The 21,523-nt window shown below is 59.7% G+C and carries 14 protein-coding genes; 12 read left to right on the top strand and 2 right to left on the bottom strand.

Going from position 1 to position 21,523, the window contains the following annotated elements; translation table 11 throughout:
• Positions 1-8: 8 nt before the first annotated feature.
• On the top strand, positions 9-938 hold the full coding sequence (locus CMG77_RS11990) for a thermonuclease family protein (RefSeq protein ID WP_502691888.1): 930 nt from the start codon (positions 9-11) through the stop codon (positions 936-938).
• On the opposite strand, the gene CMG77_RS11985 is transcribed toward CMG77_RS11990, so the two are convergent.
• The gene (locus CMG77_RS11985) at positions 935-3,445 is read right to left on the bottom strand and encodes a penicillin-binding protein 1A (RefSeq protein WP_286904610.1); all 2,511 of its coding nucleotides are present in this window, start codon (positions 3,443-3,445) and stop codon (positions 935-937) included. The two genes, CMG77_RS11990 and CMG77_RS11985, sit on opposite strands and share 4 nt — an antisense overlap.
• Positions 3,446-3,599: 154 nt before the next feature.
• Here CMG77_RS11985 and CMG77_RS11980 point away from each other — a divergent pair, with 154 nt between their 5' ends.
• The 8 genes from CMG77_RS11980 (at position 3,600) to CMG77_RS11945 (ending at position 11,873) form a co-directional block, all read left to right on the top strand.
• Entirely contained in the window at positions 3,600-4,667 is a 1,068-nt protein-coding gene (locus tag CMG77_RS11980; protein WP_286807665.1) for a pilus assembly protein PilM, read from the top strand.
• Positions 4,667-5,242, top strand: a complete 576-nt coding sequence (locus tag CMG77_RS11975) for a PilN domain-containing protein (protein WP_286807664.1) — start codon at positions 4,667-4,669, stop codon at positions 5,240-5,242. The genes CMG77_RS11980 and CMG77_RS11975 overlap by 1 nt, the downstream gene beginning before the upstream one ends.
• A gap of 2 nt (positions 5,243-5,244) precedes the next feature.
• Positions 5,245-5,868, top strand: coding sequence for a type IV pilus inner membrane component PilO (locus tag CMG77_RS11970; protein ID WP_123638368.1), 624 nt, complete (start codon positions 5,245-5,247; stop codon positions 5,866-5,868).
• Positions 5,861-6,394, top strand: coding sequence for a pilus assembly protein PilP (locus CMG77_RS11965; RefSeq protein WP_123638367.1), 534 nt, complete (start codon positions 5,861-5,863; stop codon positions 6,392-6,394). Before CMG77_RS11970 ends, CMG77_RS11965 begins: the two co-directional genes overlap by 8 nt.
• A 36-nt stretch (positions 6,395-6,430) precedes the next feature.
• Positions 6,431-8,566: a type IV pilus secretin PilQ gene (locus tag CMG77_RS11960; RefSeq protein WP_286807661.1), complete on the top strand. Its 2,136-nt coding sequence runs from the start codon at positions 6,431-6,433 to the stop codon at positions 8,564-8,566.
• A 3-nt stretch (positions 8,567-8,569) separates the two neighbouring features.
• Positions 8,570-9,082, top strand: coding sequence for a shikimate kinase AroK (gene aroK, locus CMG77_RS11955; RefSeq protein WP_123638365.1), 513 nt, complete (start codon positions 8,570-8,572; stop codon positions 9,080-9,082).
• A 68-nt stretch (positions 9,083-9,150) separates the two neighbouring features.
• On the top strand, positions 9,151-10,257 hold the full coding sequence (aroB, locus tag CMG77_RS11950) for a 3-dehydroquinate synthase (protein WP_286807658.1): 1,107 nt from the start codon (positions 9,151-9,153) through the stop codon (positions 10,255-10,257).
• A 26-nt stretch (positions 10,258-10,283) separates the two neighbouring features.
• Entirely contained in the window at positions 10,284-11,873 is a 1,590-nt protein-coding gene (locus CMG77_RS11945) for an SPOR domain-containing protein (RefSeq protein WP_286807657.1), read from the top strand.
• A 46-nt stretch (positions 11,874-11,919) separates the two neighbouring features.
• Here the strand turns inward: CMG77_RS11945 and CMG77_RS11940 are convergent, their stop codons facing one another.
• Complete coding sequence (locus tag CMG77_RS11940) at positions 11,920-13,809, bottom strand: Ig-like domain-containing protein (protein WP_286807656.1); 1,890 nt, start codon at positions 13,807-13,809, stop codon at positions 11,920-11,922.
• Positions 13,810-14,297: 488 nt separating this feature from the next.
• Here CMG77_RS11940 and gltB point away from each other — a divergent pair, with 488 nt between their 5' ends.
• From gltB to hemE, 3 genes are all read left to right on the top strand, one after another.
• Positions 14,298-18,752 (top strand): glutamate synthase large subunit, encoded by a 4,455-nt coding sequence (gene gltB, locus CMG77_RS11935; protein ID WP_286904607.1) that lies wholly within the window; start codon positions 14,298-14,300, stop codon positions 18,750-18,752.
• Between the two features lie 98 nt (positions 18,753-18,850).
• Positions 18,851-20,269 carry a glutamate synthase small subunit GltD family protein gene (locus CMG77_RS11930; protein WP_286904605.1) on the top strand — a complete coding sequence of 473 codons (1,419 nt, stop codon included), beginning with the start codon at positions 18,851-18,853 and terminating at the stop codon, positions 20,267-20,269.
• 119 nt (positions 20,270-20,388) lie between these two features.
• Positions 20,389-21,456, top strand: a complete 1,068-nt coding sequence (hemE, locus tag CMG77_RS11925; RefSeq protein WP_286904603.1) for a uroporphyrinogen decarboxylase — start codon at positions 20,389-20,391, stop codon at positions 21,454-21,456.
• Positions 21,457-21,523: the final 67 nt, after the last annotated feature.

The raw sequence follows: 21,523 nt of genomic DNA, 5'->3' as shown, positions 1-21,523 counted from the left end.
CGATTGGCATGGCCCTTGGGCCCTTGCTGATAAGCGACATGAAAACGCCGGGGGCGAGAGCCCTCGGCGTTTTTTTATGGAGAGCCTTCAGCGTATTTTCCTGCAGAGCCTTCAGCGTGCTTTCATATAAAGCCTTCAGCGTATTCTCATATAAAACCCGCGGCGTTTTTTTGGGTGCCCTACTGGCCCTGAGCGCGTTTCCCGGCGCTGCCTGCCCCTTGCCGGAGGGGCTTGAGCACGAGTCGGTACAGGTGGCTGGGGTTCATGACGGCGACAGCGTACGCCTGGCCGATGGGCGCCGGGTGCGCCTGATTGGCATCAACGCGCCGGAGTTGGCGCGCGAGGGGCGGCCCGCAGAGCCGCTGGCAAAAGCAGCGCGCGAGGAATTAAAAAAACAGCTNGTTGAGAGTGAGGTTCTGCTGGTCCAGGATCAGGAGCGGCACGACCANTACGGCCGCACCCTGGGNCACCTGTTCACCCTGGAGGGAAAGAGCCTGGAAGCCGCCCTGTTGCGTCAGGGGCTGGGTTTTCATATCGCGATACCGCCGAACATGACCNTGGCCTCCTGCCTGTCTGAGGCGGAAGGTGAGGCGCGGGCGGCGTCCCNTGGGGTGTGGGCCGANAACCAATGGCCGGCCCTTGAGGCGAGCGGCCTGACCTTGCAGGACACCGGTTTTCAGCGAATCCGTGGAACGATCACGGATGTCAGCCGAGGCGGTGGCTCGGTCTGGCTGGAGCTTGACGGGCCCCTNGTANTGAAGGTGCCCGATTCCGTGTGGTCGTCCAGNCCGGTTCTGGCGCCCGGTCAGAGGATCGAAGTTCGGGGCTGGGTGACCAGTCGCGCCGGAAGCCGTGCGGTTCGCCGCGGGTTCAAACCGCTGGTCCTGTCCGTACCGTCCGGCTTNGCCATCGAGCGACCNGCTGCGGGCCGCCCCTAAAACAGCTCNTCCGGCAGTCGTTCGCTGTCACTGCTGCCATTGCCGTTGCCATTATCGTTGTACGGCGGTACCTCTTCGGCACGGAAAATCTCAAAGATCGCATCCGGGTCCCCGGGCTGAGCCCGCTGGCCATTCTCTGGGTCAATGCGCACGGTCACGATGCCTTCGGGTTGCGGTGCCGGGCGGTCCGGCTTACCGGCAAGTGCGCTCCGCATGTAATCAATCCAGATCGGCAGTGCGGCCGTGCCGCCGTACTCGCCTCGACCCAGCGGCGTGTTCTGGTCGAAGCCCAGCCAGGCGACGGTGACCAGGTCGGGGTTGTAACCGGCGAACCAGGCATCNCGTGGGCCGTTGGTGGTACCGGTTTTGCCGGCGAGGTCNGCCCGGTCCAGCACTCTGGCTCGACGGCCGGTACCTCGGGCCACGACGTCGCGCAGCATCGAGTCTATGATGAACGCGGTGCGCTCACCCAGCACTCGTGGGGCGATGGGGAGCGGCTCCAGGGTCGCTTCGTCTTCATNCAGCAGCGCCAGTTGGGCGGGTTGCTCTGGCGCCAGGCGTTCGTCCGGGCCGGTCTCGGCCGCGCGTTCGGGCTCGCTGGCGTAGATGTCGGCGATCAGGCTGACCGGCTCTTCCTCTTCTTCCTGCTCGCGCTCACAGTCNTCGCAGACGGTGGCGGGGCGAGCGACATGCAGCGCNTCACCGNGATCATCNTCAATGCGNTCAACCAGATAGGGTGCAATGCGGAAGCCGCCGTTGGCGAAGATGGCGTAACCGCGCGCCATATCCATGGGGGTCAGGGCGTGACTCCCCANTGCCAGGGACAGGTTGCGCGGCAAGGCCTCGCGGTCAAAGCCAAACTTCTCGAGCGTGTCGAGGAGCGCCGGCAGGCCGATGCTGCGCAGCACCCGGATCGAGACCAGGTTGCGGGAGCGGTACAGCGCTTCCCTCAACCGGGTCGGCCCGAGGAAGGTGCCGCCGTCGTTCTCCGGACGCCAGGCGCCTTCCAGGCTGGCGTCTTCGATGACAATGGGGGAATCGTTGACGATGGTCGCCGGGGTAAAGCCATTCTCCAGCGCGGCGGTATAAACAAATGGCTTGAAGCTGGACCCGGGTTGGCGGGCCGCCTGCAGGGCGCGATTGAAATTGCTCTGGCGGAAGTCAAACCCGCCCACCAGCGAGCGCACGGCACCATCGCGCGGGTCGAGGCTGACCAGCGCGGCCTGGGCCTGGGGGAGCTGACGCAGGTGCCATACGCCGCCGATCTGGCGCAGGCGGATCAGGTCGCCGATCGCCAGGACATCGCTTGCGCTCTCGGGGAGTGGGCCGCGGGCGTTTTCGTTGAGATAGCGGCGCGCGGTGGACAGGCTCTGATCCCATCCCAGCTCAATGGTGTCTCCATTGGCCAGCAGGATCTCGGCCGAGCGCTCTTCCAGCGAGAGCACCAGGCCGGGGAGCAGGCCGCCGTAGACCGGGGTGTCCGAAAGCAGTTCCTGCCAACTGGACAGGTCTTCCGGGCGCTCGCCGAGTTGTTGTTCGGGGCCGCGATAGCCGTGGCGCCAATCGTAGGTCAGCAGCCCGTCAACCACCGCCTGCTGAGCCGCCGCCTGATAGTCGCTGTGGATCGTGGTATAGACCTTGTAGCCGGCGTTATAGGCGTTCTCGCCAAACCGGTCCACAGCCTCGCGTCGGGCCAGCTCGGCGACATAGGGTGCATAGAGTTCCAGGGTGGCGCCGTGGTAGCGGGCGTCATCCGGCGTGTTCACAGCGACGTCGTAGGTGGCCTGATCAATATGCCCCAGCTCCAGCATGCGGCCGAGAATCCAGTTGCGCCGGATCATGGCCCGTTCGAGGTTGGCCAGGGGGTTGTAGGCCGAGGGTGCCTTGAGAACGCCCACAATCATGGCCCATTGATGAAGTTCCAGCTCGTCGATGTCCTCGCCGTAGTAAATTTGGGCCGCAGCCTGAATACCGTAGGCGCGATTGCCGAAGAACATTTTATTGCTGAACAGCTCAAGAATTTCCTGTTTTGTGAGCTCGTTCTCAATCTGAAGAGCCAGCAGGATCTCATTGAATTTACGGGAAAAAACCTGTTCCCGGCTCAGGAAAAAATCCCTGGCCAACTGCATCGTGAGGGTGCTTCCCCCCGATTGAATCTCACCTGTTTTCAATAATTGTGACGCGGCTCGCAAAAGTCCGCGAATAGATACGCCCGGATGGTCGTAAAATTCCGCATCTTCGGCGGATAATAACGCTTTAATGTAAAGGTCAGGCAGCTCTTCGAACGAAACCGGTGTGCGACGCTGTTCACCAAACTCGCCAATCAGCTTGCCGTCGCTTGAATAAACCCTCAGCGGGGTCTGTAATTGAACTTGCCTGAGGCTCTCCACGGGGGGCAGTTTGGGGCTTAGATAGAGGTACAACCCCGCCAAAACGGTGAGGGAGGCGCCAGCTCCGGCGATAAACAACCAGAAAAGCAGGTTCAGATAAGACTTTTTGATAGGCATTTTTTCTATGAGAATTAATAAGTTAGCGAAAATGGCGGCAAGTCGCCGCATTATACGGGCTTTTTGCCTGTTTACATATGCGCGGTCTTGTTGCAGGCTTAACTTAAAGTCCTATAACATAAACTTCCTCTAAGTTACGGATATAGATAGAAAAATGGGCATTCTAAGCTTCCTGGAAAAAAGGGCGAAGCCGGTCTTGGGGTTGGACATCAGTTCAACGTCGGTCAAGCTTCTGGAGCTCAGCCGACACGGTGATCGCTACCGGGTGGAGACCTATGCCGTACGTCCGCTGCCCCCCGGGGCGGTGGTCGAGAAAAACATCAACGACCCCGAAGCGGTCGCCGATGTGGTCCGCACGGTGGTCAAGCAATCCAAAACCAAGCTCAAGCACGCGGCCGTGGCGGTTGCCGGTTCTGCCGTGATCACCAAAATGATCGACATGCCGGCGGGTCTCAGCGACGACGCCATGGAGACTCAGATCTCTATAGAGGCCGATCAGTATATTCCGTTCCCTCTGGAGGAGGTTGCCATCGATTTCGAGGTGCAGGGCGAATCGCCCCGCAACCCCGAGCAGGTGGAAGTTCTGCTGGCAGCCTGTCGGCGGGAGAATATCGATCTGCGGGTCAACGTTCTGCAACTGGCCGACCTTCAGGAAGAAGTGGTCGATGTGGAGGCCTATTCCATGGAGCGGGCCTTCGGCCTGGTCGCGGAGCAACTGGAAGACCAGGATGGTCAGGTCGTTGCGGTGATCGACATCGGGGCGACCATGACCACACTGAGCGTTCTGGTGGACGGCCGCACAGTTTATACCCGCGAGCAGCTGTTCGGTGGCAAGCAACTGACCGAGGAAATCCAGCGGCGCTACGGCCTGTCCATGGAAGAAGCCGGGCTGGCGAAGAAGCAGGGCGGTCTGCCGGATGATTACGAGTCAGAAGTGCTCGGCCCCTTCAAAGAGGCCGTGGTCCAGCAGGTGACCCGCTCGCTGCAGTTTTTCTTTTCCGCCAGCCAGTACAACGATGTGGACTACATCGTGCTCGCCGGTGGTGTCGCGTCCATGGAGGGCCTGGTCGGGCTGATTGAAGAGAAGCTCGGTACTCAGACTCTGGTGGCCAACCCCTTTGCCAATATGTCGGTGTCCTCGAAAGTGAACGCGGTCGCGTTGGCCAATGACGCCCCCTCGATGATGATCGCGGCCGGCCTGGCGCTGAGGAGTTTCGACTGATGGCAAGAATCAACTTATTGCCCTGGCGGGAAGCCTACCGCCAGGAGAAGAAAAAAGAGTTCCTCGGCATCCTGGTGGGGGTTTTGATTCTCGCGGGTCTGGTGGCCTACTTGTGGGTATCGAGCATTCAGTCCTCGATTTCCGACCAGGAAGCCCGCAACCGACTCCTCAAGACCGAAATTTCGGCTCTGGAAGCGGCGGTGGCCGAGATCCGGGAGCTGCGAGAGAAGCGCGAAGAGTTGCTGGCCCGCATGCGGGTGATTCAGGACCTGGAAGGCAAGCGGCCGGTCATCGTGCGCTACTTCGATGAAATGGTGCGTGCCGTCCCCGACGGGGTCTATCTGAACCGGCTGGAGCGCCAGGGCGAAGTGATCCTGCTCGAAGGGATCGCCGAGTCCAATAATCGGGTCTCCAGTTTTATGCGCAATCTTGATGAGTCCGACTGGTTCGCGGCGCCGAACTTGAGCTCGGTGACTGCCGCACCGGAGCAGGGTGAGCAGGCAAATGCCTTCAGAATGTCGGTACGCACCTCGGCGCCGGCAGATCAGGCCGGTGTTGATGAGGGAGGAAACTGATCATGGCATTTTCCGATACTCTGGAGCAGTTGAAAAACTTTGATGTCAACGACATCGATTTTGAGCGCATTGGCGTCTGGCCCCTGCCGGGCAAAATCTTCGTCTGTGTGCTGCTGGTGGTCGTGGTTTTTGCGCTGACCTATTACCTGAAGGTCAAGGATCTGAATACCCAGCTCGATCGCGTGGTTGCTGAAGAAACCAATCTGCGCCAGACGTTCGAGACCAAGAGTTTCCAGGCCGCCAACCTGGAAGAGTACCGGGCGCAGATGGTTGAAATGGAAAAGTCCTTCGGTGCCTTGCTCTCTCGGTTGCCCAGTGACACTGAGGTGCCGGGTCTGCTGGAAGATATTGATGCCCGTGGGTCTGAAAGCGGACTGGACATCAACAGTATCCGCCTGGAGTCCGAGCAGCAATCCGAGTATTACGTGGAGCTGCCCATCAGCATTGACGTTGAAGGCGGCTATCACGACCTGGGCACATTTGTCAGTGGTGTTGCCGGCATGCCGCGCATCGTGACGCTGCACAACTTCACGATTGCTCGCCAACAAGACAGCGGCACGCTGACCATGCAGATCGGGGCGAAGACCTATCGCTATAAGTCACAGGATGAATCTAGTGATGAATAGAATTATAACGTTTACCAGTTTAGCCATCTGTCTGGCCGCGCTGACCGCCTGTGGTAGTTCATCCGATCACCGCGACCTGCAGCAGTATATCCAGCAGACCAAGGCCCGCCCGGCGGGGCAGATCGAGCCCCTGCCGGCGTTCCAGCCATACCGGCCGTTTAGCTACAGCGCCATGACCCTGCGCAGCCCGTTTGATCCGCCGGCCCGGGAAGAGGAGCGGCGGGTGCAGCTAAGTGGTAAACAGGTTCAGCCGGATCTGAATCGGGAAAAAGAGTATCTGGAAAGCTTTAACGTGGCCAACCTGACCATGGTCGGCACCTTGACCAAAAACGGTCAGCTTTGGGCGTTGATCAACGACGGCCAAGGCGGTGTTCACGCGGTCACGGAGGGTAATTACCTGGGTAAAAATCATGGACGCATCGTGTCCGCATCGCGGTCACAGCTTGAACTTTTGGAAATCGTCGCCGATGGCGCCAACGGCTGGGTCGAGCGTCCCAGAATTATTGAATTACAAGAAAAGGAATAGGCCATCATGCGAGCACTGTGCTTATTGGGGTTAACCATGCGAAATCTAGCCTTGTTACTGGTCTGTCTGGCGCCTTCCCTTGTGTGGGCCAAGTCACTGAACAATATCCAGTTCTCGGAGTTGCCGGGGGAGCGATTCGAAGTCCGTTTGGGCTTCGATGACATGCCGCCGGAACCCGAGGGCTACACCATCGAGCAGCCGGCACGTATCGTGCTCGACTTCCCGGAGGTAACCAGCGCACTGGAACAGCGGCGTTTCCCCCTGTCGTTCGAGAACAGCAAGAGCGCGCTGGTGCTTAGTTCCCAAGGCCGCACGCGCCTGATTCTGAACCTCAGTGAGCTGACCACTTACAGTGCACGGGTGGACGGTAATACCTATGTGCTCGAGGTGGGCGCGGCCCAGGGCGGCTATGTTTCCCGCCCCGCACAGGCGACCAGCGTTGCGGGCGACCGTCAGTCGCAAACGGCCCCCCGCGCCGACAGTGAACCTCGGGTCACCAATATCGACTTCCGTCGTGGTGAGGAAGGCGAAGGCCGAGTTATCATCAACCTGTCCGATGACAACATCAGTGCCGATGTCACCGAAACGGCCAAAGGCATTGAGCTTGAGCTGGGTGGGGTCAATTTGCCGGAAGCGCTCCGCCGTCGTCTCGACGTGGTGGATTTCGCCACCCCTGTGACCATGGTGTCGGCCTCTCAGGACCGCCGCGGAACCATCCTGAATATTGATGCCAATGGCGAATATGACTACATGGCCTACCAGGCCGACAATGAGTATGTCATCAGCGTGAAGCCGTTGACCGAGCGGGAAATTGAAGCGCGGGATCAGGAGTTCAGTTACACCGGCGACAAACTGTCCCTGAACTTCCAGGACATCGAAGTGCGCAGTGTACTGCAGATCATTGCCGACTTTACCGACCTCAACCTTGTGGCCAGTGATACGGTCCAGGGCCGGATTACCCTGCGTCTGGATAATGTGCCCTGGGATCAGGCGCTGGATCTGGTGTTGAAAACCAAAGGCCTCGACAAGCGTCAGAACGGCAATGTTCTGATGGTGGCGCCGGCGGCCGAGATCGCTGAGCGTGAGCGTCAGGAGCTCGAGTCCCGTCAACAGTTGGAAGAGCTGGCACCGCTGCGCACCGAGTACATTCGGGTTCGCTACGCCAATGCCCGGGAGATGTTTGAACTGTTCCGTGGTGAGGAAGGCGAGGGTGGCCGCAGTGGTGGCTTATCGGGTGGTCAGGGCGGTAACCGCGCGACTGGCAGTGTTCTGTCCGAGCGGGGTGATGCGATCGTCGATGAGCGCACCAACTCCATCATCATCACCGATACCGCTGATCGTATCGAAGCCTTCAAGCGCCTGGTGGAACAGATTGATATTCCGATCCGCCAGGTGATGATCGAGGCCCGTCTGGTGATTGCCAACACCGATTTCCGTCGTGAAATGGGGGTTCGCTGGGGTGGCGTCGGCTTTGATCGCTCCTCCGATACGCTGGTCGAAGTGGCGGGCTCCACAGCCGGTCTCGACTCTAACCCGGGCTCGCCCGCCGAGTGGCTCACCGGAACCGGCACACTGGATCTGGAAGAGAACATGATGGTGGACCTGGGGGTCGACAATTCGGCCGGTAGCTTCGCGTTCAGCGTTCTGTCCGACAGTGCCTTTATCGACCTGGAGCTGTCCGCTCTGGAGAACAACGGTCAGGCCGAGATTGTCTCCCAGCCCAAGGTGATCACCGGAGACAAGCAGCAGGCGACCATTATGTCCGGCACGGAAATTCCCTATCAGGAAGCCTCGGCCAGTGGTGCGACCACCACAGCGTTCAAAGAAGCCGTGTTGAAGCTCGATGTCACACCCCAGATTACCCCCGATAACCGCATCATCATGGACCTTGTGATCAATCAGGATTCTGTTGGCGCTCTGAACCAGGCCTCCGGTATTCCCACCATTGATGTGACCGAGGTGATGACCAAAGTGCTGGTGCAAAATGGCCAAACGGTCGTGCTCGGTGGTATCTTCCAAGTTGAACAGGTCAAGGGCGAGGACAAGGTTCCGTTCCTGGGCGACATCCCGGTACTGGGACGTATGTTCAAGCGGGACATTACCAGTCAGGAAAAACGCGAGCTGTTGGTGTTCATTACCCCCAAAATCATGGCCGATACTTTAACTGACTGATCCATGCCCAATAATGTGTTTCTGGTCGGCCCCATGGGGGCCGGCAAATCAACCATCGGCCGCCTTCTGGCGGCCGAGTTGAAAGTCCCCTTCTATGACAGCGACCGTGTGATTGAGCAGCGCACCGGTGCCGATATCCCCTGGATTTTTGATGTCGAAGGCGAGTCTGGTTTTCGTGATCGCGAGTCGGCGGTTCTGGCCGAGCTGGCCGAGGAGCCCGGCGCCGTGATTGCCACCGGAGGCGGCATCATATTGCGCCCCGAAAATGCCGAGGTGATGCACCGCGGTGGCCGCGTGTGCTACCTGACCGCTTCGGTGGAACACTTGGTAGAGCGCACCGCCAAGGACAAAAAGCGCCCGCTGTTGCAGGTGGACAACCCCCGCCAGAAAATCGTCGAGTTGCTTGAGCAGCGCGACCCTCTGTACCGGGCGGTAGCGGACTGGGTGGTGGTGACCGACCGACGCCCGCCGAAGGTGGTGGCGCGGGATATTGCCGAACGTCTAGGCCAGGATTGAGCTCGGTTAAAGTTTCGGACGGTGTGCTAAGATGAGGGTTTTCCGACAACCCGAACGCAGTGCCGACTATGCAAACTCTGACCGTTGATCTCGCCGATCGCAGCTACCCGATTCATATTGGCGAGCAGCTCCTGAAGAACCGGGAGCTGCTGGTACGCCACGTGCGCGCCAAGCAGGTATACATCGTCACCAACGATACCATCGCGCCGCTTTACCTGCCCGCTCTGATCGAACTTCTCGACGGCTATCAGGTCGATACTACCGTGTTACCCGACGGAGAATCGTTCAAGAATCTGGAGACGCTGAATCAGATTTTTGATGGTCTGCTCGAGGCTCGACACAATCGTACGACGACCATCATGGCCTTGGGCGGTGGTGTCGTGGGTGACATGGCGGGCTTCGCCGCTGCGTGTTATCAGCGTGGAGTGGATTTCATTCAGTTGCCGACCACCCTGTTATCCATGGTGGACTCCTCTGTGGGGGGCAAGACCGGTGTCAATCACCGGCTCGGCAAAAACATGATCGGCGCTTTCTATCAGCCGCAAGCGGTGATCGCGGACATGTCCGTGCTGGAATCTCTACCTCCGCGCGAGCTGTCGGCGGGTATCGCCGAGGTGATCAAATACGGCCTGATATCCGATCGGGAATTTTTTGAATGGCTGGAGTCGAATCTGCCCGATCTCCTGGCGCGGGACCCTAAAGCGATGGCCTATGCCGTCAAGCGTTCTTGTGAGAACAAGGCGCAGGTTGTGGCCCGGGATGAGCGAGAAGGTGGGCTGCGCGCCATTCTCAACCTGGGGCATACCTTTGGCCATGCGATTGAAACCCATCAGGGCTATGGCGTCTGGTTGCATGGTGAAGCAGTCGCCGCAGGTATGGTGATGGCGGCAGACCTGTCCCATCGACGAGGGGCCATTACGGCTGACGAGCTGGACCGGATTGTTCGCCTGCTGGAGCGGGCCCACCTGCCGGTGAAAGCACCGGCCAGCATGACTCCCGACGATTTCCTGCAGTTGATGGGGGTGGATAAAAAAGTGGTCGACGGTCGGCTGCGGTTGGTGTTGCTGAGCAAACTCGGCGAAGCGTTGATCACCAGCGATATCGAACAGGATCTATTACAGGAAACATTTGCAGCCTGTCGGGCGGATGAACATACCGCGCCACCGGGCGCCTAGCGACAATCCTTTCCGGGAGAGCGTTTATGAACACCGACCCAACAGACAGCTCGGAGCACGACAACCTGGCGGGTCAATCGGCCGCCCCGGAATCCCCTGTGGCGGATTATCGTCAATACTACGGTTTGAGTGAAGATCCCTTCCGGGATGACCCGGAATTTGCGTTCTTTGGCGGCGGTGGCCGACGCGCTCTGCTCGAACAGTTACAGCACCTGTGTCAGTTCAGTGCCAGTTTGCTGGCGGTGCTGGGCAAACCCGGGGTGGGTAAAAGTCGCGTTGCCCTTGAGCTGGCCAACAGTTTTCAATTCGATGATGATATTTGCCTGCTCACCGCCGAGCCTGGTGCGGGCGCCGAAGCGGTGCTGGGGCAAATGGCCAGGCACTTTGCCCTCTCGGTAGACGACAACCCCTCGGTGGGTCGGTTGCTCGCCGCGCTTCGTCATTTCGCTCAGATAGCGGATGAAGAAGACCGCCTGGCGCTGACCATCATCGATGATGCCCATCATCTGGATGAGAAAACACTTGGAGCCCTGATCAGTCTGTTGCAGGGGCAGGACTCCACCGGTCGGCGCCTGCACATCGTGCTGTTTGCCGACTCTGAGATGGTCACACGGCTGGATCAGTTCAACATGCACGACGTGCTGATCCACGATTTCGACCTAGCGCCACTCTCCCTTGAAGAAGCCACCGATTACCTCAACTTCCGCATGGAAATGGCCGACTATATGGGGCCGGAGCTGTTCACCGAGGAAAAGGTGGAACCCTGGTGGCGTCGGGCTGAGGGGCGGATTCCCCGGCTGCACGAGCAGGCCCGTCGCTGGCTGCTTGAATCGGTTTCCGCCCGCGCCAGCTCGGGCAGGCCGGGGGAGCGCCGCAATGCCCTGCCGCTGGTGCATATTGTGGTGATTGCTGTGCTGCTTGGTGTGCTGTTGATGGTGTTTATCTATCAGGGTGATTCCGAAGCCCCTGAGCGTGAGTCGACGACACGGCTGCCCGAGTCGAGAGAAACCCAGACCCTGACGCTGTCTCCCAGCAACGAGGCGTCCAACCGTACAGAGCTGGAGTCCTCTGCAGAATCGGAGCCGGCTGTAGAAACCGTCCAGACACCCGAGTCGGCAGCGCCAGAGCGGGCACTGCCCGAGTCGCCGTCCCCCGAACCATCGGTGGAGGAGCGTCCGGAGATCCCACAGCCCGATGAAGCGTCTGAGCCCGAGGAAACATCGGCGCCGGCGGCCGGGGCGAAAACTCCGACCGAGCAGCCCCCTTCGGAAGAGCCGGCCGTTGCCGAGGCTTCCAGTTTACCCGACATTCCGGAAGACGAGCAGGTGCTGCTCTCCTGGCGCGCCTCCGAGTACACCCTGCAGCTTCTGGGTGCCAGCTCACGGGCATCGGTGGATCGCTATATTGAGGCACAGCCCAATCGGGAACAGCTCCTGAGCTTCGAAACCCGCCGTCAGGGAAAGCCCTGGTTTGTGGTCGTAACCGGACGCTATTCAGGTGCTGAGTCGGCCAGAGAGGCGATAGGCGATTTGCCCGAGGATCAAAGGGAGGCGGGGCCCTGGCCGCGCGTCATGTCTGATATACATGAAGAAATTAAGGAAAGTCGCGGGCTTTAATATGGTAGCCGGTGGGGTGAGCCCCACCGGCGATCAGTCAAATATATTACGGCGCTGTGATTTCAATGGGGCCGTAGTTGGTCTGAGCTCCCTCATAGGTAATACTGAGAACGAACGACCCTGCCACAGATTCAGTGTCATCGGCTTTCAATTGAAGCGAGACTTTCGACGGCTCAGAAGATCCGCCCAGCGTATCTCGGCTCAACGTGAAGGTGACATTCTCCGCAAACTCTTCATTGATTTCGATTTGCGTGCCAGCGGGCATGCCGTTCCCATTTTCGTCTGCGATTATGAGGTCATATCGAACCGACTCATTAAGCCCCAGCTCTACGCTCGACGGTAATCCCGGGATGAGCGGGTTGCTCCATGGGCTGGTCATAACCAGCATAGTGCTCTCTCGAATAGTGATGCCCTCCCGGCTACAGAGGCCGGCTTCATGATCCTCTGCGCGGCAAAGAATCCCGTTGTAGAGGTTGTTTCTCTCCTTGGGATCGCGCACGATTTCGTCATTTTCCAGGGTGCCGTTGAAGTTGGTGTCCAGATAAGACGGTCCAAGGTCATCGCATGCCTGATCAATAGGAGCGGGTGGGATATAGGATCTTGGGACGCTCGGGGCGCAGTTCCCGTTTGCCGCGAACAGGTCTGTTCCTACATCGAAAAGGCCATTGCTATTAATGTCGATAAAAGATTCGTTGCCCTCTGTTGAGGCAAGTACATAAACACGACCGGCGCGACACTCTTCGGTGCCGGGGCAGCGTGCGTAAGGTGGCTCCTCATGCAATGTAACTCCGCCGGATCCCATTGGGCGCTGGCCTTGGCTTCTCCAAGTGACAGAGCAGGCGCTGTTTTCTCCGGTAAGGCACTCTGCATCAACAATCCCGGCACTGGCGGTGAAATAAACAGCGGTTCCTTCGGGAATGTGGTTATTGTTCTGGTCACCCAAACGAATGGTGAGCTCGCTCTCCACACCGTCAGTGTTCCATGCCACGGGGTAAAGGTCTGACGCCGATAGGCTAGTGTGGCGCTGTGTTGGGATGGTGGTGGTAATCACCAGTTGCCGAGACAGGGTGGAGACGCCATTGGCTGTTGCAATGACATTTGCAACGCCTGCCCCAGTTCCAGCTCTGACTCTGGCTGTAACTTGGCCTTCACTGTTAGTGGTTCCGCTGTCGTTGGCCAGGTTTGCGCCGGCAGGAGCGTTTGAGCTTAGGGCGAATGTCACCGGAACCTCTCGCATCGGGCTTCCGTTGGCCCCAACTACCTTAAATACGACTTCTGAGCTTGTGGTTTGCGCGCCCATCCCTCTGATGCCAATGACGCTGGGGGACGCCCCGATAAACTGAACTTGGTCGAGCGTATCTTGTTCAACGTTTATGGTGGCTCTGGCGCTGTTTATGCCCGAACGAGTTTCGCTGGAAGCGCTTGCTACAATTTCGTCCTCTCCGACGCAACCTGTCGCCTGATAGGTGACGGAGGCGCTGCCAGTGCTGGTAGTGACGGACGTCTCAGACTCTTCGTCTGTTCCCTGCAGTCTGGCGCCACCTGAAGAAATACAGCTTGAGCTAAAGGAGACGGTCACCTGCTCGTTGATGAGATCGCCCTGGTCATTGACGAGTGTGACTTCCAAAATAGTGCTCCCACCTGCGGATAAGGAGCTATCCGATGGTAGGTCGACGGCGATTTCACCTTCTACAAAATTGCTGCCAACGCCCCGTCCCAGTTGGGAAGTCTGATCTTCCGTATCACCGTCTCCTCCATTGTCTTCGCCCCCATCGTCGGTACCTCCATCATTGGGGTCGCCCCCGGTGTTGCCGTTATTGTTGATGTTGTCGAGACGTGAGTCGTTGTCGTCACTGCCGCAGCCTGCCAGGGCGAGGCTTAGGATCAGCGCGGCAAATATGCTGCAGCCTGCGCTCCTGAAAGTTAATTTATTCATGGTGTCTTCCTGAATTACCGGTGTTTTTAATAAGCGGGTGTTATAACACGAGCCTAACTTAGCCTAGATTTGCGGTGGAATAAAGTACGCTGGCACCCTCAGATGGCCCGTTGAGCGAGTTTGTAGGCATTGAGCGGGATTTGTGATAGCTTGGGTGTGCGGCTTGTCAGGTGGTTTTAGGCCGTTTGCGGGCGGCACCGGTGAGGCAATATGCTTTGATTCATGTGTCCGCCTATAGACCCGGCCGGATCGGTCGGTGCGGGACCGTTTGCGACCGTTTCCTTAAATTTCCTGAATTTACTCCTGATTTCGCCGAAATTAGCTTTACTGTTGGGCGCTGAGAGCCCCGCTCGTCTTGCCTTTGGGGCCACTTGCGGGTAATATGCTGCGCCCATTTGCCTGGCCCCTTTTTGGAGGGGCTTTTTTGTCTGGGGCGTGAGCGGAGCGAGCCATGTTCCGGATTCTATCGGTATCGAGAGAGACAGCGTATGACCACGGGCCTCTACAGGTTAGATGAGTTTAAAGACAACTGCGGCTTTGGCTTGATTGCCCATTTGAAGGGCAAGGCCAGTCATCGCCTGTTGGAAACCGCCATCGAGTCGTTGACCTGCATGACCCACCGCGGCGGTATCGCGGCGGACGGCAAGACCGGTGACGGTTGCGGCCTGCTGCTTCAGAAGCCGGACGGCTTTCTGCGCACCGTGGCCAAGGAGGCCTGCGGCGCCGAGCTGACTGACGTTTACGGCGTCGGCTCGATCATGCTCAGCACCGACGATGCCCAGGCCCAGAAGGCCCGCGATGTGGTTGAGGAGGAGCTGCGCGCTCAGGAGCTCAGCCCGGCGGGCTGGCGCGAGGTGCCGGTGGACAGCAGCTGCCTGGGGCCGATTGCCCTGGAGTCACTGCCGCGTTTCAATCACCTGTTTATCAACAACGATGGAGACCTGAGTCTCGAGCAGTTTAACGCCCGGCTGTTCCTCGCCCGGCGTCAGGCCGAAAAGCGCCTGGCCGAAGACAAGGCGTTCTATATTGCCAGTTTCAGCTCCACGGTCATCTCCTATAAAGGGTTGATGATGCCGGTGGACCTGCCCAAGTTCTTTACCGACCTGGCGGATCCGCGCCTGGAAACCGCCATCTGCGTGTTCCACCAGCGCTTCTCCACCAATACGCTGCCCCAGTGGCCCCTGGCCCAGCCGTTCCGTATGCTGGCGCACAACGGTGAAATCAATACCGTGATGGGCAACCGTAACTGGTCCGTGGCCCGCACCTCCAAGTTCAGCACGCCCCTGCTGCCGGATCTGGATCGCGTGGCACCCCTGGTCAACCGCGATGGGTCCGACTCCTCCAGCCTGGACAATATGCTCGAAGTGCTGATCACCGGCGGCATGGAGCTGCACCGTGCGGTGCGCATGCTGGTACCGCCGGCCTGGCAGAATGTCGAGCACATGGATCCGCAGTTGCGTGCGTTCTACGAATACAACTCCATGCACGTCGAGCCCTGGGATGGCCCGGCGGGCCTGGTGATCACCGACGGCCGCTACGCGGTCTGTACCCTGGACCGCAACGGCTTGCGTCCGTCGCGCTGGGTGATCACCAAAGACGACATCATCACCGTGGCCTCCGAAGTCGGCGTGTACAAGTACAAGCCGGAAGACGTGGTGGCCAAGGGCCGTCTTGGACCGGGCCAGATTCTGTCGGTGGATACCGAGACCGGCAAGCTGTACCACACCAAGGACATTGACGAGCAGCTCAAGGGGCGCCAGCCCTACAAGCAGTGGCTGAAAGAGAAGGCGCTGCGCATCGAATCCACTCTGGAAGACGATGTGGCCGAAAACGGCCTCACCGAAGAGCAGCTCAAGGCCTACATGAAAATGTACCAGGTCACCTTCGAGGAGCGTGATCAGGTGCTGCGTCCGCTCGCCGAGGGCGGCCAGGAAGCGGTCGGCTCCATGGGTGACGATACCCCCATGGCTGTCTTGTCCGCCAAGCAGCGGCCGCTGTACGACTATTTCCGCCAGCAGTTCGCCCAGGTGACCAACCCGGCGATTGATCCGCTGCGTGAAGCCATCGTCATGTCCCTGGAAACCTGTCTGGGACGCGAACTGTCGGTCTACGAAGAGACCGAAGAGCACGCCGATCGGGTGATTCTGCGCTCACCGGTGCTGTCACCGGCGAAGTTCCGTGCCCTGATGGATATTCCCCGTCCGGGGTATGAGGCGACCGTTCTGTCGCTCAATTACGATCCGGCCCAGTACAACCTCAAGCAGGCCATCGCCAAGCTGTGCGATGACGCCGCCGAGCAGGTGAAGGCGGGCAAGGTGCTGTTGGTACTGAGCGACAACCATCTGGAAAAAGGCCAGCTGCCGATCCACGCCCTGCTGGCCACCGGCGCGGTGCACCACCACCTGACCAAGGTGGGGCTGCGCTGTGACGCTAACATCATTGTGGAAACCGGCACGGCCCGCGACTCCCACCAGATCGCAACACTGATCGGCTACGGCGCGACGGCGGTTTACCCGTACCTGAGCTACTACGTGCTCAACAACCTGATGGAAACCGGCGAACTGCAGCTGGATACCGATCAGGCGTACAAGGGGTATCGCAAGGGCGTCGACAAGGGCCTGCTGAAGATTCTGTCCAAAATGGGCATCTCCACCATCACCTCCTACCGCGGTGCGCAGTTGTTTGAGGCAGTCGGTCTGGCCGATGAAGTGGTGGACACCTGCTTTGAAGGTACTCAGTCCCGCATTCAGGGCGCCGGCTTCCCGGATCTGGAAGAAGACCAGAAGATCATCGCCAGTACCGCCTGGTTGGCGCGTAAGCCCCTGGTGCAGGGCGGCATTCTCAAATACGTTCACGGTCAGGAATACCACGCTTTCAACCCGGACGTGATCCAGACCCTGCAGCGTGCCGTGCAGACCGGTGAGTACAGCCTGTGGCGCGATTACTCCAGCCTGGTCAATGAGCGCCCGGTGGCGACGCTGCGCGACCTGCTGAAAGTCAAAGAAGACAGTGCTCAGGCCATTCCACTGAGCGAAGTGGAGCCGATCGAGGCCATCATCAAGCGCTTTGACTCCGCCGGTATGTCCCTCGGGGCCTTGTCGCCGGAAGCGCACGAGTGTCTGGCGCAGGCCATGAACCGTCTCGGTGGCCGCTCCAACAGCGGCGAGGGTGGTGAAGATCCGGCCCGTTTTGGCACCGATAAGGTCTCCAAAATCAAGCAAATCGCCTCGGGCCGCTTTGGTGTGACCCCGCACTACCTGGTCAATGCCGAAGTGCTGCAGATCAAGGTTGCCCAGGGCGCCAAGCCCGGGGAGGGTGGCCAGTTGCCCGGTGGCAAGGTCAATGATCTGATCGCCCGGCTGCGCTATTCGGTGCCCGGTGTGACCCTGATTTCACCGCCGCCGCACCACGACATTTACTCCATCGAGGATCTGGCGCAGCTGATCTTTGACCTCAAGCAGGTCAACCCGGACGCCCAGGTGTCGGTCAAGCTGGTGTCTCGTCCCGGCGTCGGCACTATTGCCGCCGGTGTGGCCAAGGCCTACGCGGACCTGATCACCATTTCCGGCTACGACGGCGGTACCGCGGCCAGCCCGCTGACCTCCATCCGCTATGCGGGCTCTCCCTGGGAGCTGGGCCTGAGTGAAACCCACCAGACCCTGCGCGCCAACGATCTGCGCGACAAGGTCCGGGTGCAGACCGACGGCGGCCTGAAAACCGGCCTGGATGTGATCAAGGCGGCCATGCTCGGCGCCGAGAGCTTCGGCTTCGGTACTGGCCCGATGGTGGCCATGGGCTGTAAGTACCTGCGGATCTGTCACCTGAACAACTGCGCCACCGGTGTGGCCACCCAGCGCGACGACCTGCGTGAAAACCACTACATCGGCACCGTTGAAATGGCGATGAACTTCTTCAAGTTTATTGCCGAGGAAACCCGTGAGTGGTTGGCCCGACTGGGACTGCGCAGTCTGGGTGATCTGGTCGGTCGCGTCGACCTGCTCGAAGCGATCGAAGGCCAGACCAGCAAGCAGAAGCGTCTGGACCTGAGCCGCATCACTTACACCGACAAGTTCCTGGAAACCAAGCCGCAGCTGTGCGCGGTGGATCGTAACGAACCGTTCGACAAGGGCGAGCTGGCCGAGGCGATGGTCAAGGAAGTGCTGCCGGCCATTGAGAGCAAATCCGGCGGTGAATACGCCTTTACCGTGACCAACTGCGACCGCTCTATCGGCGCGCGCATCAGCGGTGAAATTGCCAAGCGCCACGGCAACCAGGGCATGGCGGATAAGCCCATTACGCTAAAACTCACCGGTGTGGCCGGTCAGAGTCTGGGTGTGTGGAACGCCGGTGGCCTGTATATTTACCTGGAAGGCGATGCCAACGACTACGTGGGCAAAGGCATGGCCGGCGGCAAACTGGTGCTGCGCCCACCGCGCAACTCCGGCTTCAAGTCCCAGGACACCAGCATCATGGGTAACACCTGTCTGTACGGCGCGACCGGCGGTAAGGTGTTCGCGGCCGGTCAGGCGGGCGAGCGCTGCGGCGTTCGTAACTCCGGTGCTCACGTCGTCGTGGAAGGTGCCGGTGACCACTGCTGTGAGTACATGACCGGTGGCGTGGTGACCGTACTCGGTCGCACCGGGGTGAACTTCGGTGCGGGTATGACTGGCGGCTTTGCGTTCGTGTTGGATGAGGACAACAGCTTTGTGGATCGCTACAACCACGAACTGGTGGACATTCACCGGGTGGATGGCGAATCGCTGGAAGCGCACCGCAACTACCTGCGTCGGGTCATCACGGAATTTACCGAAGAGACCGAAAGCGAGTGGGGCCAGAACCTGCTGGACAACTTCGATGATTACGTCGGTAAATTCTGGCTGGTCAAGCCCAAGGCGGCGAGCCTGAGCGGCTTGCTCAACGACATGGAAAAACGCGGCGAATAACCCGCCGGTGCGCCTTCGGGCGCACAGGACACTAGAACGATACAGAGCCCGTTCGCCAGTGCGGCGCGGGCTCACACCGATTAGCTGAGGCAGTGATTATGGCCGGACGTTTAAACAACAACTTCCAGTTTATTGATGTGGGCCGTCAGGACCCCGCCAAAAAAGACATGGAAGTGCGCCAGCACGAGTTTGTGGAAATTTACGAACCGTTTGACCAGGACCAGGCAGCCAGTCAATCGCATCGCTGTCTTTCCTGCGGCAATCCCTACTGTGAATGGAAGTGCCCCGTGCACAACTTCATTCCCAACTGGTTGAAGCTGATTTCCGAAGGCNACATCTTTGAAGCGGCCGAGCTGAGTCATCAGACCAACTCNCTGCCGGAAGTCTGTGGTCGTGTCTGCCCCCAGGATCGCCTGTGTGAAGGCGCCTGTACCCTGAACGACGGCTTCGGTGCCGTGACCATTGGTAATGCCGAGAAGTACATCACCGACACCGCTTTCGCCATGGGTTGGAAGCCNGACATGTCCAAGGTCACCTGGACCGACAAGAAAGTCGCCATCATCGGCGCCGGCCCGGCCGGTCTGGGTTGCGCCGACGTGTTGGTGCGCAATGGCGTCAAACCGGTGGTCTTTGATCGTTACCCGGAAATCGGCGGCCTGTTGACCTTCGGTATNCCCGAATTCAAGCTCGAGAAAAACGTCCTGACCCGTCGGCGTGANATCTTCACCGAAATGGGTATGGAATTCCGTCTGAATACCGAAGTCGGCACCGACATCACCATGGACGAAATTCTCAAGGAGTACGATGCGGTGTTTATGGGCATGGGTACCTACACCTACATGAAAGGTGGCTTCCCCGGTGAAGACCTGCCCGGCGTACACGACGCTCTGCCGTTCCTGGTGGCCAACGTCAATCGCAACCTGGGGTTTGAAAAAGACCCGAGCGAGTTCATCAGCGTGAAAGGCAAGCGCGTGGTGGTGCTCGGCGGTGGTGATACCGCCATGGACTGTAACCGCACCTCCATTCGCCAGGGCGCCGAGAGCGTGACCTGTGCTTACCGCCGTGACGAAGAGAACATGCCCGGCTCGCGCCGCGAAGTGGCCAACGCCAAAGAAGAGGGNGTNCAGTTCCTNTTCAACCGTCAGCCNGTGGCCATNGTNGGTGANGANAANGTCGAAGGCGTGAAAGTGGTGACCACCGAANTGGGTGANCCCGATGAAAATGGCCGNCGCCGTCCCGAACCGATTCCGGGCAGTGAAGAAGTCTTGCCGGCNGATGTGGTGCTGATTGCCTTCGGTTTCCGTCCGAGNCCCGCGCCCTGGTTTGACGAGCACGGCATCANNGTATCCGACTGGGGTGGTGTGGAAGCGCCGGAAACCCAGCAGTACAAGTTCCAGACCTCCAACCCGAAGGTGTTCGCCGGTGGCGACATGGTGCGCGGTTCCGACCTCGTGGTGACCGCCATCTGGGAAGGGCGCGAAGCGGCCGAAGGGATCATGGACTACCTCGAAGTGTAAGAACTTGGGTGACGGCGGATGCGTGCTTCGCACTCCGAGGCGTCGGACCGATCCGCCCTACGACACCTCCGTATCCGCCGCTCCCCTCCCCCGTTCTCCGACTGTACCGGACCATTACTATGACCGAGCTGAAAAACGACCGCTTCCTGCGCGCNCTGGCCCACGAACCGGTGGACGTCACTCCGGTGTGGATGATGCGTCAGGCCGGTCGCTACCTACCGGAATATCGGGCCAGCCGCGAGCGGGCCGGCAACTTCATGGGTTTGTGCGGCAACCCGGACATGGCCTGTGAGGTGACGCTGCAACCCCTGGAGCGCTACNCGCTGGATGCGGCCATTCTGTTCTCGGACATTCTCACTATCCCTGATGCAATGGGGTTGGGNTTGTACTTTGAGCCNGGTGAAGGCCCCAAGTTTGAAAAGCCGGTGCGTACTGAAGCCGATATCATGGCACTGGATGTGGTCAATCCAGAAGCGGATCTGCCNTACGTCCTCGATGCGGTGAAAACCATTCGCCNCGAGCTGGGCGGTCGGGTGCCCCTGATCGGTTTTTCCGGTAGCCCCTGGACCCTGGCCACCTACATGATTGANGGNGGCTCCAGCCGGGATTTTCGCCGCGCCAAGCAGATGATGTACGACCGGCCCGANCTGATGCATCACCTGCTCGACACCCTGGCCCAGTCCGTTATCCGCTACCTGAACGGCCAGATNCTGGCGGGCGCCCAGGCGGTGCAGATTTTCGATACCTGGGGCGGCGCCCTGTCCCACAATGCCTACCGGGAATTCTCCCTGCGCTACCTGGAGCAGATTGTCAAAGGCCTGATCCGTCAGCACGACGGCCGCAAAGTACCGGTGATTCTGTTCACCAAAGGCGGCGGCCAGTGGCTGGAGGCCATGGCCGACACCGGCGCCGATGCGCTGGGTCTGGACTGGACCACCGACATCGGCCGCGCCCGCGCCCGGGTCGGTGACCGGGTCGCGCTACAGGGCAATATGGACCCGACCATTCTCTACGCCAGCCCCGAGCGGATTCGCGAGGAAGTCGGTCAGATTCTGGCCTCTTACGGTAAAGGCTCAGGCCACGTCTTCAACCTGGGCCACGGCATCACCCCGGAAGTCGACCCNGAACACGCCGGCGCCTTTATCCGCGCGGTCCACGAGCTGTCGGCCGAGTACCACGGTCAGTAAGTAAAAAGTTTTTGGGTGGCACAGAGGGACGGGAAGGGGAAGCCCTTTCAAGACCGTAAGCGGAGGG

Origin of the sequence: Marinimicrobium sp. (assembly GCF_002695945.1) — a bacterium.
Lineage (GTDB): Bacteria > Pseudomonadota > Gammaproteobacteria > Pseudomonadales > Cellvibrionaceae > Marinimicrobium > Marinimicrobium koreense.
This window is presented reverse-complemented; position numbering and strand designations above follow the sequence as displayed.